Origin of the sequence: Paenibacillus shirakamiensis (genome assembly GCF_017874255.1) — a bacterium.
Lineage (GTDB): Bacteria > Bacillota > Bacilli > Paenibacillales > Paenibacillaceae > Fontibacillus > Fontibacillus shirakamiensis.
Genome location: NZ_JAGGLD010000001.1, coordinates 1,363,168 through 1,376,243, shown reverse-complemented (window position 1 = coordinate 1,376,243; position 13,076 = coordinate 1,363,168). Strand labels below are relative to the sequence as shown.

The following is a 13,076-nucleotide window of genomic DNA, read 5'->3' as shown; positions in this document are numbered from 1 at the left end:
CCAAAGACATAGGAAATATGACGAATATAATAATTCATCTTCTGAATATTGGTTAGAGAATATTTTTATCAATTAAATGAATATTTATATTAGAATAACTGTCCTATGAATGAGATAGCTATTAATATCCAGTACATAAAATAATCTCAAAAAAGACCCGCGTATATGTGGGTCTTTTTCTTGTGAACTTTTTAACCAAGCAGAGTATTGCTCAAAGGGGGACAAGAGATAAATACTAAAAATACTGGATTCCTCTTATAGAACATTTGAATTGATCTACCTCCATTAATTCTGCATACTATATTCAACAATTAAGCTTGGAATAGTATGGCTTTATGCAATTTTAAAAAATTGGAGGATATTGGATGAACTATGCGCTTAAGTCTATGAAATTGTGGTGGTTGAGTTTGCTGATTCTTTTAATTATTGGAAGTAGCTACGGTTTTACTCCAGATGCAATGGCTGGCGGACAAGATATCGTAAATGCTAATCAGTGGAGAGACACCGCGGGTAATCCGATTCAGGCTCATGCAGGAGGAGCTCTGAAAGTTGGAGAGTATTATTACTGGTATGGTGTAGAGCGTAATGATGATCCAGGCAAGACGTTCAAACAAATCAACATGTACAAATCCTCCGACCTGAAAAATTGGACTTTCGTTCATTCCTTAATCACTCAAAATTCACATCCTGATCTTATTTCTAGCAAAATAGAACGCCCCAAAGTTATCTATAATGCAGCAACTGGAAAATATATAATGTGGATGCATTATGAGAACGGTGCAGACTATTCGTTGGCTGAGTCCGCTGTTGCAGAGAGCTCTACGATAGACGGGGACTATACCTTTTTAGGGCATGCCCGTCCTCAAGTCGGAGGTATATCATATGAATCTCGTGACTGTACTGCGTTCGTGGATGACAATGGGGTAGCCTACTTCATCTCCTCATCCAATGGTAACGCCAATCTAAATCTCTATCGACTGGCTCCGGACTACAAATCTATCCAATCTTTACAAGCGTCTTTGTTCAGCGGTCAGTATAGAGAGGCTCCAGCTCTTATCAAAAGAAACGGGTATTATTATCTACTCACCTCGGGTGCTACGGGTTGGAATTATAATCAGGCGAAATACGCTTACTCTAGCTCATTATCTACAGGATGGTCTGCTTTATTGAGCATAGGCAGCCCTTCGACTTACGAAGGGCAGGGCAATTACATTCTCCCTGTAATCGGAACGAGCGGAACGGATTACCTATATATGACCGACCGTCATGCAGGTGCTTTTGGAGAACCTTTTAACAATGGTAAATATGTATGGCATAAGATTCAGTTCGTCAGCGATACAAGTCTTAAGCTTGATTGGTTCCCTAAGCTAACGGTCGATACGTCCTTAGGTCTAATTACGAAAGTGAATCAAAATGGAGGAACGGGACTAGCTTTTAAAAAGGATTTTGGTCCAGATCCTACTTATTTAAGTATCAGTTACCCTGAAGAATACAGTTATATGAGCGATATTAAAAGTGTGGAATCCGTATGGGAGAAAATTGCTGTAGACGAAACCTATTTCATCTTAAAGCATAAGCGAACAGGGAGAATTCTGCATAGCAACCTTGCCACAACCAACAAACTGGACTTAGTAGATTCATCAGTCAGTGGCCCCGACGTTCAGTGGAAATTGGAGAACGCAGGAGGAGGGTATTCAAAAATTGTTCAGCGAAGCTCCGGTTATGTCATGACTTCGTATCCATATGGAGCCAATTTGTCACTTCAACCGCCTTCTAACTCTTCCAACACAACGAAATGGTTACTTGTTAACGAATAAGCTATTCTGTGCTACTTTCATAATTTGATATTTGATAAAAAGCAAAGAAACACATTCTTAAAGCGTGTGTTTCTTTGTTATGGTTAAGCCTACTTCTTCACCGTTGTAGCCGTAGTAGGTCTCCATTTCACAATCTTCATCAGCTGTTCTTGCATATACAGGGGAGAATGATGAAAATCGCTTTCAATCCAGTAAAATACGAGACCTAACAAAGCGTGAATGGAATAGGTGGCAAGGAGTTCCTGATTGATATCATGGTCGGGGTATTCCAAGTCATGCATGGATATATCTTTGAGGGCAATGAACATTTTTTCTCGAACATTGGAAAGAACATCGCTCTTTAATATAATTTTGTACACTAAGGCATGCTGATACACATGGTCAAAAATCATCACCGAATTTGCAGGTAATTCATGAACTCGAAACACATCTATTTTCTCATAAGGGGCTCGGAATGATCGAAGTAAATCTTGAATTAATTCTGAGATGATGTCATCTAGTAGGGCTTCTTTACTCTCATAATGAGTATAAAAGGTACCTCGGTTATAATCTGCAAGCTCCACAATTTCAGTTATGGAGATGGTCTTGAAGCTTTTCTTTGCCATAAGATCCAGCAGAGCTTTTTTTAATGCCTGTGTACTGCGTGCAATTCGCCGATCTTTTTTCTTCTCTTGTTCGCTCATGATTCTACATCCTTTAATATATGAATTGATTTATTGAACATTATCTAGGAACTTGTACGTTAGAGAACAAATAGGCTTAATCTAATGATTGTAAGGCATGATGTACACTTATTATAATAAGATTACAGATGTTTATTAATCAACAACTGTTAAATATTTATGATTATATTATTGGAGGCGTTCATCTTGAGACTTTCTGGAAAAGTAGCAGTAATTACCGGAGCGGCATCAGGTATGGGAAAAGCGATTGCGGAATTGTTCGCAGTTGAAGGAGCAAAAGTAGTTGTCTCGGACCTTCGAGTTGAAGCTGCACAAACTGTTGTTGCTGACATTGAAGCCAAAGGCGGAACAGCCTTAGCGGTGGCGGCTAATGTGGCAAAAGAAGAAGATGTGCAGCATCTAATAGATACTACAGTAGAACAATTTGGTACGCTCGATATCTTAATCAACAATGCCGGAATTATGGATAACTTTGTTCCCGCGGGTGATGTAACGGACGAGCTGTGGGAGCGCATATTTGCTATTAATACCACTGGTCCAATGAGAACAACTCGGAAGGCACTTTCAATATTTTTGGATAAAAAGAGTGGAGTCATTGTAAATATTGCTTCGGCAGGCGGTCTGTATGGATCCCGCGCAGGAGCAGCCTATACAGCCTCCAAACATGCGGTAGTTGGATTCACAAAAAATGTGGGTTTCCAATATGCAACTTCAGGCATTCGCTGTAATGCGATTGCACCGGGTGGTGTCAGTACCAATATTGGGACTACGATTAATGCACCCAATCCATTTGGGATGGAAAAAGCTATGGCAGGCATGGGTTTGAATCCTCGCGCTGGTGAACCCGAAGAGATTGCTAAAGTTGCCCTCTTCTTAGCCTCGGATGAATCTAGCTTCGTCAATGGTGCAGTCGTAACCGCCGATGCGGGTTGGACAGCTTATTAATAAGCGGATCCATTTCTAACTTTAAAAAATTATCGAAAAACGGCTTGCGAATTCCATTCTAAAGAAAAGAATGGATTCACAAGCCGTTTCTATTAAAATATGACATTAGAATTAAAATTAGGAGATTAGAAAGAAGACTGCGTGAATGTTACGGAAGTATTCGGCGTATCTCCGTGTCCCACTATAGTATATGTGTCATAAGGAAGGTTAGGAACAGTAAAGGAGAAATAAGCAGGTGAGGTATTGGATGCACGAACTTTGGAGAACACGACAGCACCACTTGAATTGGTTACAGTAAATGTTCCTTCCGGTCCGTAATAAGCGCCGCCACCTGTCAAATAGCCGGAGAAATACAGATTGCCTTGACCCGTTACTTGAACACTCGTCTGTGCAGCAGAAGCACCAGCAAAAGGGATTACCGTGAAGATTAGAAGCACCAGCATAAAAATAGACAATGTTCTCTTTTTCATAAATAAATTCATCCTCTCGCTAACATGAATTAGGGGGGACTTGGATGTCATTTCTGCTCGAACGCTGGCCAGCATTGCTTCGTTATTCAGCTCCCTACATAAATATACCATTAAAATCAAAAAATAATATATATACCAAAAAATAATTATAAAGGGGTAATACCTCCTAATTTCATAAGCTAAAATTACTAATTTTATACATTTATTATACATAAAATCCATTCAATAGATTCTGCGAATCAGTCAATGACTCAAAAGATTAGAGCCAGTGCTGAGGTCGAAGGAGTGCGGGTGGAATAAGGGTGTGAAGATTACCTTTGGAAGCTTGAAGCTGAGTTTGAGTCAAAAATATACAATGGGTGAGATCTGCATCGCTAAAATCTGCATCTCGAAGATCGGCGCCAAGAAAATCTGCCCATCTCAGATCTGCTTGCCGGAGATTCGCAGCAATAAGATAGGCTCCACGTAAGTCCATATATCTCAAATCTGCGCCGGCCAGACTGGCTCCAATCCAGTCCTCCCTAGTATCGGCTTCTTTAGTTGCTGCTAAAGGAAGAGAACCGTCGTGTAATGTTCTACCTTCGGCTCTCACTTTTTCACTGGTAAATCTTAATAAAGGTCGAATACTATCTCGTAACTCAGGAATATTCACTAAAAGGAGATCTGAGTACGGTTGCTGGATGATCTGATTAATTACACTGCAAAAATGCTCTAGGTCGGGATGAACCGGGGTCGCTGCGGAATAGCATATAGCTTCTTGAAGATACGAGAGCAATTCATGAAGCTGAGTCATGACGGGAAATACAGCAAACATCTCCGAGGCTAATTCAGGGAACTGCCGCCAGTCTCTCCCTTGAAATGTGTGCCGAGATACATATTGACCTGCTCCAAAACAGTCATACACGGTGCAACCTCGGAAGCCAATTTCTCTTAGATGAGTATGTATATCGCATTGAAATGTAGCGTTCAAATGATGACAAGCCTGTCCGGCACATTTGGTCATAGCAAAGTCTGTCGAAGCGGTGAAGGCAAGAGCGGTGCAGCATAATCCAAAGCATTGACTACAGTCTGCTTTTAAATGATGTCGATATAAGTATTCTTCATTGTGGGGTGAATGTTGAGTTTGAGGCACCATATTCATAACTCCTTCGTCATAGCACACATATATGTAACATTATAAATGAACTCTGCAGATGATCAGGATACTTTTTCATTTATAGTTGTTTTTGCCAGAATCATAATTCAATCGAGCAACGAATCTAATAGTAGAATGGTTGCATGTCTATAGTTACCAAAGCACTATTTTCTGCTTTTTTTATAATTGCTATTGACGACTAGTAAAGAACGGAGTAATATCACATCTAAATCATAGTAAGTCGATAAGTATTATGTAATTAAATCGACCGGACCACCGGAGGCACTGTTCATCTTGAGATGAATGTGTCTATTTTGTGTTAGCTGTTCATTACGAAATTAATTTGGGGGGAACGTTATGAAGGCTAGAGTCGACAAGTTCACAGGAGCTGCCGTTGCACTGTCCCTTACGATGTCTCTCTTGTTGACTGGATGCGGGGAGAGTAAGACCTTGGCCTCCAAAAATCAAGGGAAAAACGGGTTGGAAGTTAGTGAACTCCGATATCAGGGAGCGGTAGGATCCGTCAATTTCACGGAACTAGCCGAAGATCTTGGGTATCTTGCTCCGCTCAAACTTAAATACATTGGAAATACCATTAGTGGCCCGCAGGATATTCAATCCGTGGTGACTGGAGATATTGATTTTGGTGGTGCCTTTAACGGGGCTGTTATCAAGCTCCTTGCCGCTCATGCACCAATTACACCCGTGATTTCTTATTATGGGGTGGATGAAAACACATGGAGTGGCTATTGCGTACTAGATGGAAGTCCCATTAAGACCGCTAAAGACTTAATAGGCAAGAAAATTGCAGTCAATACGCTAGGTGCACATCATGAATTTGTAATTAAGGAGTATTTGCATAGACAGGGTCTCACTCCAAAGGAGATTGAACAAGTGACCCTAGTCGTTGTTCCTCCCGTTACTTCTGAACAGACACTGCGTGCAAAGCAGATTGATGTGGCTACTTTAGGTAGCATATTGCGGGATAAAGCTTTAGAACGAGGAGGCATTCACCCCTTATTTACCGACAAAGATTTATTTGGCACGTTTAGTGCTGGAACCTATGTACTAACCAATAGATTCATCAAAGAGAATCCTAAGGCTACCCGCAAATTTGTTGAAGCTACAGCGAAAGCCATTGAATGGGCTCGTTCCACACCAAGGGCGGAGGTTGTCGCCCGGTTTGAGAAGATTATTCATCAGCGTGGGCGAAAAGAAGATACTTCAGCAGTGAAATTTTGGAAGAGTACGGGTATTGCCGGCAAGGGAGGCGTTATTGCTACCAAGGAATTTTCGACTTGGGTAGATTGGTTGGTAAAGGAAGGAACGTTAAAAAAGGGTCAATTAGATGGCAAGATTTTATTCGATAATGAGTTCAATCCCTATAGTAAGTAATGAAGCAGGAAAGTAACAGAATCTATAACGCAAAAGGAGCCTTCCTATGAATGCCAAAATTAGCATACAGCAGGTACAGAAATCTTTTCGTGTGAGGAGAAATCTAGTCGATTCTAACGATCAGAAGAAGCCACTACTTGCGCTTGGGGAGATAACACTTGATGTGAAGCCTGGGGAATTCATGGTCATCGTCGGTCCTTCAGGTTGTGGGAAGTCGACGTTACTGGATTTATTAGCAGGGCTAACCCGTCCAAGTTCAGGTCAGATTCTGTTGGATGGACAGCTCATAACAGGGCCTAATCTGGATCGTGGTATTGTATTTCAGCAATATGCACTATTCCCTTGGAAAACGGCGTTGGCTAATGTGGAATTTGGTCTTCAGACGAAAGGGGTTCCTAGAAAAGAACGCAGAGATATAGCGCAGTCATTCATTCAGTTAGTAGGATTATCAGGGTGCGAGAATCGATACCCGCATGAGTTATCTGGCGGAATGAAGCAGCGTATCGCCATTGCTAGAAGCCTAGCTTACGATCCGGAGGTGCTCCTTATGGATGAACCTTTTGCTGCACTCGATGTGCAGACAAGAGAGACGCTTCAAAGCGAATTGCTGCGGATTTGGGAAGCTACCAAGAAGACTATCATCTTTATCACGCATGGCATTGAAGAAGCCGTGTACTTAGGTCAGCGAGTGGCTGTGATGTCATCCAGACCAGGGAGAATCAAAGATGTGATTGAAATTCCATTTGATAAATGCACAAAAGGGGAAGATGTACGTACACATCCGGCGTTCATCCGATTAAGGCATCAGATTTGGGATCTACTCAAAGATGAAGTGGAGCGTGCTCAAGCTCAAGAGAGAGGGGATACTTTGCAGTCCTCGAGATAGGGCAATTAAAGGAGGAAGCATATATGAGCAACACACCAATGAGCAATGCCCACACGGGCGATACGCTTGTACTTTTGAAAAAGGAACGAACGACACAGCGAAGACAGAGGGGAATGCGCTTAACTTTCACTACGTTATATCACGTCTTCAAACGAACCATCGTGATTTTACTTTTCCTGTCCTTGTGGGAGGTTGCTCCAAAGCTTGGATGGGTGGATGCTACATTTTTTCCGCCGTGTAGTGAAGTGCTCAAAGCTTGGTGGGGGTTAGTGCAGTCGGGAGACTTAAGCGAACATGTAGAAGCTAGTCTTGCTCGTTCCTTAGGTGGATTTTGCTTAGCGCTTCTCATTAGTATTCCTTTGGGACTCGTGGTTGGGTGGTGGAAGTCCGTTGCTGAATATTTGAATCCTTTACTTGAAATATTTCGTAATACGGCGGCCCTTGCCATTCTTCCAGTGTTCATTCTTTTACTAGGGCTTGGGGAGACCTCTAAGATTGCGATTGTCTTTTATGCATGTGTATTTCCGTTATTGCTGAACACGATTAGTGGTGTGCAAAATGTAGATCCTTTATTAATTAAATCTGCTCGTTCTATGGGTCTTTCTTCTGTAAGTTTGTTTCGGCGGGTCATTGTGCCCGCTTCATTACCTACTATTTTTGTAGGAATCAGGCAAGCTGGTGCGGGCTCCGTGTTAGTCTTAGTTGCGGCAGAAATGGCGGGGGCTAAATCGGGGCTGGGCTACTTAATTCAGTATACACAGTTCAGCTTCCAGATTCCTGAAATGTATGCCGGTATTCTCTCTATCTCTGTGATTGGCTTAGGCATTAATTATGCATTGGTATTCCTTGAACGAAGACTAACAGCTTGGAAGTCGACCTATACAGATGGATAAAACAGGCCAATGACCAACGAGGAGTGTGATGATTGTGACGCAGAGTTTAAGGCAGATGAACTTGAATGTGTTTATTTTGAATGCGGGTCATCATGAGGCGGCCTGGCGATACAAAGGGACAGAACCCCATCAAATGACGGATATTCGTTATTTCCAGAAGTTAGCCAAGATTGCGGAAGACGCCAAATTCGACTCGCTTTTCCTAGCGGATGGACTCGCAATCAACAATCATATTCGCTATGGCAGTTTCATTGGGCTCGAACCGTTCACTTTATTGTCTGCTCTTGCTGCTGTTACCCAGCATATTGGTCTGATTGGCACTGTATCCACCACCTATAATGAACCCTTTCATGTAGCTCGTAAGTTTGCCTCCTTGGATCACATTAGCCGAGGCCGCGCAGGATGGAACATAGTAACATCGGGGAGCGAAGCGGAAGCGGGAAACTTTGGTAGTGTGCCGCATTTGGAGCATAGCCAGCGATATGTCCGTGCAAAAGAGTTCCTTGAGGTGACGACACGTTTGTGGGATAGCTGGGAGGATGAGGCGATAGTTATGGATCGCAGAGCTGGTCAATTTGCAGATCCATCCAAGGTTCGGGAGATCCATCATGAGGGGGATGTATTCTCTGTACGAGGTCCTCTAAATGTACCTAGATCACCCCAAGGCTATCCAGTATTAGTCCAAGCGGGATCTTCTGAAGATGGAAAAGCGTTCGCTGCTCGTTATGCCGAGGCTATCTTCACAGCTCAACAGACCCTAGAAGAAGCAAAGCGATTTTATACGGATGTGAAGTCTCGCTTATCTTCCTACGGAAGACATCCCGACGAACTGAAAATACTTCCAGGGATCTGTGCCATCATTGGAGACACGGATGCGGAGGCGAAGGAAAAGGAGCAAGAGCTGAACGAGCTTACTATTCCTGAATATGGTCTAAAACAATTATCCAATATGCTTCAAGTCGATCTATCATCCTTTCCACTCGATGGACCTTTGCCCGAACTACCCGGAATCGAACGTATAAATGGCAACAAGAGCCGCTATCAACTTGTTACGGATTTATATACGCGAGAACAACTCACGATTCGTGAACTGATACACCGACTAGCGGGTGGAAGAGGACACCGGGTAATAGCTGGAACCCCGGCACACATTGCAGATGAGCTTGAAGCTTGGTTTACTCAGGGTGCCAGTGATGGTTTTAATGTGATGCCCCCTTATCTTCCCGAAGGTCTAGAACGATTTGCACAACAAATTGTTCCTGAATTACAGCGCCGTGGACTTTTTCGAAGGGAATATACGGGAGCGACCTTACGGGAACATTTTAACTTAAGCAGACCTGCGAATCAGTTCGTATCGACACCTGCAGTGCAGCATTAATCATTGAATCAGGGGAAGCTCAGAATGGAATTCTAGCATTGGCAGACCTTAATCTACCACCGTGCTCGGTTGGACTAGATTACAGTGTCTGATGTTATAGATTGCCAGTGTAATGATACGAATACTTTTGGGCCAAAATCGAAGGAGGTAATGAGATGAGCACAGTAGATCATAACGATGTCGTTAATGCAGAAGTTGAGGTGAAGCCGGTTGGCGGGAGAATAGGTGCGGAGATTGCGGGCGTGAAGCTTGGAGCGCATCTAAGTGAGAAGACGGTTCATGAGATTCGTCAAGCATTACTAGAATTCAAAGTGTTATTTTTTCGCGGTCAGTCGCACTTGGATGATGCAGGGCAAGAAGCGCTCGCTCATCTCTTCGGAGCTCCAGTAGCTCATCCAACGGTGCCGATCAAGGAAGGAACGGATTATGTATTAGAACTGGACTCCTCTCATGGAGGCCGGGCAGATTCTTGGCATACAGATGTAACATTTATCGATGCTTACCCGCAAGCCTCTATTCTTAGGTCCGTAGTTGTTCCTGCATCGGGCGGGGATACGGTATGGGCCAACACCGCGGCAGCTTACAATCATCTGCCAGAAGAGCTAAGAAACTTAGTGGATCGGTTGTGGGCCGTGCATTCCAATGCATACGACTATGCCGCTCACCGCGAGAAGATTGAGGAAGAAGCTCTCAAGCGCCATAAAGAGGTGTTCGCTTCAACCGTTTTTGAGACGGAGCATCCTGTGGTGCGGGTACATCCAGAGACTGGGGAGCGTACCTTGGTGCTAGGCCATTTTGCTAAAAAAATTGTGGGATTCTCTTCTAACGATTCCGCGCAATTGATCTCCTTACTGCAGTCTCATATCACTAAACTAGAGAATACAGTACGTTGGCGCTGGTCTGCGGGTGATGTAGTAATCTGGGATAACCGAGCCACTCAGCATTACGCTGTAAATGATTACGCAGATCAGCACCGTGTGGTTCGGCGCGTAACAATTGACGGAGATGTTCCCATCAGTATCGATGGGAGAACAAGTGTTACGCGTACCCCAGCAAAGGTAGCTGGAAGTACGGACAGTCAAACTGCATAAAAAATGGTTAGACTCCATGGGTAGAGAACATCTACATACCTTACATGGAGTCTTTTTATTTATTTCGCAGAAACTAATCAATCTTCTATTATTTTCAAATTAGGTTTCAGGTCATACGATTTTTGCAACTCTCGCTAAAATTAAATTAGAACAAATCTAGTAAAATCAAACGATAACTGGATGTTTAAAACGCATTATATGGAAGAAAAGAAATGAAAATGGCAATTAGTTGGAATTTTTTCATTAAAACTCTTCATTTAATGCTAAAATAATCCGATGAGTACTAATGTATGTACACTTACGCAGATTATAGGGATAATTAAAAAAATGGCAAAGCTATTGAAAAATAGTGACGCAAAGCTAAAGGGACTTGTCTGAGAAGATATGTCAGCCAGTTGTACAAAAACATGGGTGAGCTGTGGAATGGAACATTCCGCGGGTTCGCTATTTTTTTGTGAAAAAAGAGCTTTAGTAGAAAGGACATCAGACATGAAGGTTAATGCAAGACTTTATGAAGCGTAGCAAGCCGTGGTATTCTTCGTAGAAATACATATGAGATTTGTAAAGGAGAGCTTTCAGCATGAATAAGTCTAATGTATCGGTTAAACAATTGAATGTTTTAAGGAAGCGCAGTATTTTGACTCGAAATATGATTCTGACCAGTTTCTACATCTTCATCACGGGTGTGATCATGATTGGATACAGTTATTATCTACAAGGCAACGTATTGACCAAGCAGCTTCAATCGGATTCAGGTAAGACGATGGAGGCACTTGTCAAAAATGTACCTTCCGTAGATGCTGAAGCCGCTTTAAATAGCAAAGATCCTAACTCACCGATTCAGAAGAAATTATCTCAAGTCTTTAACGATCTCTCAAATACACATCCTAACATTGCCCAAGGTTATATTTTTGGACCTGAACTTGTAGATGGGAACAAGACCTCTATCGTAGCACTACCTACAGCTATTCTAGAAATTTTTGCCAAAGATAATATGAAGCTTGGCGATTTGTATCAGCAGCCTAAGGTTCATGCAGATGCAGTACGAGAGATGTTGAAATCCAAGAAGCTTGTCTATACGAATGCTTATACAGACAACTACGGTACTTGGATTACCGTGCTTTATCCTTTCCAGAATGATAAGGGTAAGATTATCGCATATATGGGGATTGACGTGGATGCGAGTCTTATTGCTGCGGGCAAGAAAGAGCTTATCACCTACTCTGTGATTGCATTAATGCTAACGCTGCTCGTGGTATTAATTTTGCAATATTTCACAATCAAGAAAACTTTCGCCCCTATTAAAGCGTTAAAAGGTGCATTAGAGAAGCTGAGTGAAGGTGACTTTACCGTCCAGCTTAAAGCGGGTGATGATGAGTTCGGCCAAGTCAATGCCAAGTTCAATACGACCGTTAACCATATCAAAGAATTGGTGACGACGATGAAGTCGGTATCGGAACAGTCTGCAGAGCAATCCAAATACTTATTCTCGGCTGTCGAATTGAATAATAAGAATTCATCAGCTATTACCAAAAACATCGAAGAGATGTCCGACCAGATCTCTATTCAAAGTACGTCGATTACGGAAAGTGTTGTCTCTCTTGAAGAGATCTCCTCTGGAGTCACAACGATTGCCAGCAATACCACGGACCTTTCGCATATCTCTCTTCAAATGAAAGAGCAGTCAGAGAAAGGGAACCAAAATATTGAGCAAGTCATAACGCAGATGCATTCGATTCATACGTCCGTAAAAAATGCTGTGGATATTATTCAAAACCTTCAGACCCGCTCGAATGAAATTGGGCAGATTGTAGAGGTCATTACAGAAATTGCTTCTCAGACCAATCTCCTATCTCTAAATGCGAGTATAGAAGCAGCTAGAGCTGGGGAACATGGACGTGGATTTGCGGTAGTCGCAGATGAAGTGAAAAAGCTATCTGAGGAGAGCCGTAGTTCGGCTGATCAGATTATTGAGTTAATTAGTTATATTCAGAATGAGACAACATCCGCAGTGAAAGCAATTCGTGATGGTGAGAAAAATGTAGCCGTAGGTATTGAAATTGTAAGAACTACAGGTACATTGTTCAATGGAATGTCAAATGCAACGGATACTGTAACTAGTCAAATTCAAGAAGTCTCTGCAGCTACCGAGGAAATGGTGGCAGAGACTGAACAGATTACATCTTCAATTAAAAACTTGGCTGTACTTGCTGAGAATAATTCTTCTGCCTCAGGTGAAATTCGTAAGAGTGCTCAAGATCAACAAGCTTCTTTTGTTACGATTTATGAATCCGCTGAACAGATGAAACAAATTTCCAAACAGTTAGAAGGGTTAGTCGAAAAGCTTCACGTATAATTTACAGAGAATCGGATATGGGGGTGA

The 13,076-nt window shown here is 42.4% G+C and carries 11 protein-coding genes and 1 riboswitch; of the genes, 8 read left to right on the top strand and 3 right to left on the bottom strand.

Translation table 11 applies throughout. The annotated features are described in order from the left end of the window. Positions 1 to 365 precede the first annotated feature (365 nt). Positions 366 to 1,817: a family 43 glycosylhydrolase gene (locus tag J2Z69_RS06160; RefSeq protein ID WP_209860101.1), complete on the top strand. Its 1,452-nt coding sequence runs from the start codon at positions 366 to 368 to the stop codon at positions 1,815 to 1,817. Positions 1,818 to 1,906: 89 nt separating this feature from the next. Here the strand turns inward: J2Z69_RS06160 and J2Z69_RS06155 are convergent, their stop codons facing one another. Next, positions 1,907 to 2,500, bottom strand: a complete 594-nt coding sequence (locus tag J2Z69_RS06155) for a TetR/AcrR family transcriptional regulator (RefSeq protein WP_209860100.1) — start codon at positions 2,498 to 2,500, stop codon at positions 1,907 to 1,909. 183 nt (positions 2,501 to 2,683) lie between these two features. Between J2Z69_RS06155 and J2Z69_RS06150 the strand changes: the two genes are divergently transcribed. Further along, positions 2,684 to 3,445 (top strand): SDR family oxidoreductase, encoded by a 762-nt coding sequence (locus J2Z69_RS06150; protein WP_209860547.1) that lies wholly within the window; start codon positions 2,684 to 2,686, stop codon positions 3,443 to 3,445. Positions 3,446 to 3,570: 125 nt separating this feature from the next. On the opposite strand, the gene J2Z69_RS06145 is transcribed toward J2Z69_RS06150, so the two are convergent. Continuing rightward, positions 3,571 to 3,915, bottom strand: a complete 345-nt coding sequence (locus J2Z69_RS06145; protein WP_209860099.1) for a hypothetical protein — start codon at positions 3,913 to 3,915, stop codon at positions 3,571 to 3,573. Positions 3,916 to 4,174: 259 nt separating this feature from the next. Next, positions 4,175 to 5,050, bottom strand: a complete 876-nt coding sequence (locus J2Z69_RS06140; RefSeq protein WP_209860097.1) for a pentapeptide repeat-containing protein — start codon at positions 5,048 to 5,050, stop codon at positions 4,175 to 4,177. Positions 5,051 to 5,407: 357 nt separating this feature from the next. On the opposite strand from J2Z69_RS06140, the gene J2Z69_RS06135 reads away from it, so the two are divergent. From J2Z69_RS06135 to J2Z69_RS06110, 6 genes are all read left to right on the top strand, one after another. Then, the gene (locus J2Z69_RS06135; RefSeq protein WP_209860095.1) at positions 5,408 to 6,445 is read left to right on the top strand and encodes an ABC transporter substrate-binding protein; all 1,038 of its coding nucleotides are present in this window, start codon (positions 5,408 to 5,410) and stop codon (positions 6,443 to 6,445) included. Between the two features lie 46 nt (positions 6,446 to 6,491). Next, positions 6,492 to 7,331 (top strand): ABC transporter ATP-binding protein, encoded by an 840-nt coding sequence (locus tag J2Z69_RS06130; RefSeq protein ID WP_209860093.1) that lies wholly within the window; start codon positions 6,492 to 6,494, stop codon positions 7,329 to 7,331. A gap of 113 nt (positions 7,332 to 7,444) precedes the next feature. Beyond that, positions 7,445 to 8,224, top strand: coding sequence for an ABC transporter permease (locus tag J2Z69_RS06125; protein ID WP_209860545.1), 780 nt, complete (start codon positions 7,445 to 7,447; stop codon positions 8,222 to 8,224). Positions 8,225 to 8,258: 34 nt separating this feature from the next. After that, positions 8,259 to 9,602, top strand: coding sequence for an LLM class flavin-dependent oxidoreductase (locus tag J2Z69_RS06120; protein WP_342591553.1), 1,344 nt, complete (start codon positions 8,259 to 8,261; stop codon positions 9,600 to 9,602). 155 nt (positions 9,603 to 9,757) lie between these two features. Further along, positions 9,758 to 10,693 carry a TauD/TfdA dioxygenase family protein gene (locus tag J2Z69_RS06115; RefSeq protein WP_209860091.1) on the top strand — a complete coding sequence of 312 codons (936 nt, stop codon included), beginning with the start codon at positions 9,758 to 9,760 and terminating at the stop codon, positions 10,691 to 10,693. Positions 10,694 to 11,012: 319 nt separating this feature from the next. After that, positions 11,013 to 11,096: riboswitch (cyclic di-GMP riboswitch) on the top strand. Positions 11,097 to 11,273: 177 nt separating this feature from the next. Continuing rightward, complete coding sequence (locus J2Z69_RS06110) at positions 11,274 to 13,049, top strand: methyl-accepting chemotaxis protein (protein ID WP_209860089.1); 1,776 nt, start codon at positions 11,274 to 11,276, stop codon at positions 13,047 to 13,049. The last annotated feature ends 27 nt before the right edge of the window (positions 13,050 to 13,076 follow it).

Coding starts and splice junctions, on each gene's coding strand:
- J2Z69_RS06160 (WP_209860101.1), top strand. CDS start 366: ATGAACTATGCGCTTAAGTCTATGAAATTGTGGTGGTTGAGTTTGCTG.
- J2Z69_RS06135 (WP_209860095.1), top strand. CDS start 5,408: ATGAAGGCTAGAGTCGACAAGTTCACAGGAGCTGCCGTTGCACTGTCC.
- J2Z69_RS06110 (WP_209860089.1), top strand. CDS start 11,274: ATGAATAAGTCTAATGTATCGGTTAAACAATTGAATGTTTTAAGGAAG.
- J2Z69_RS06130 (WP_209860093.1), top strand. CDS start 6,492: ATGAATGCCAAAATTAGCATACAGCAGGTACAGAAATCTTTTCGTGTG.
- J2Z69_RS06155 (WP_209860100.1), bottom strand. CDS start 2,500: ATGAGCGAACAAGAGAAGAAAAAAGATCGGCGAATTGCACGCAGTACA.
- J2Z69_RS06115 (WP_209860091.1), top strand. CDS start 9,758: ATGAGCACAGTAGATCATAACGATGTCGTTAATGCAGAAGTTGAGGTG.
- J2Z69_RS06140 (WP_209860097.1), bottom strand. CDS start 5,050: ATGGTGCCTCAAACTCAACATTCACCCCACAATGAAGAATACTTATAT.
- J2Z69_RS06145 (WP_209860099.1), bottom strand. CDS start 3,915: ATGAAAAAGAGAACATTGTCTATTTTTATGCTGGTGCTTCTAATCTTC.
- J2Z69_RS06125 (WP_209860545.1), top strand. CDS start 7,445: ATGCGCTTAACTTTCACTACGTTATATCACGTCTTCAAACGAACCATC.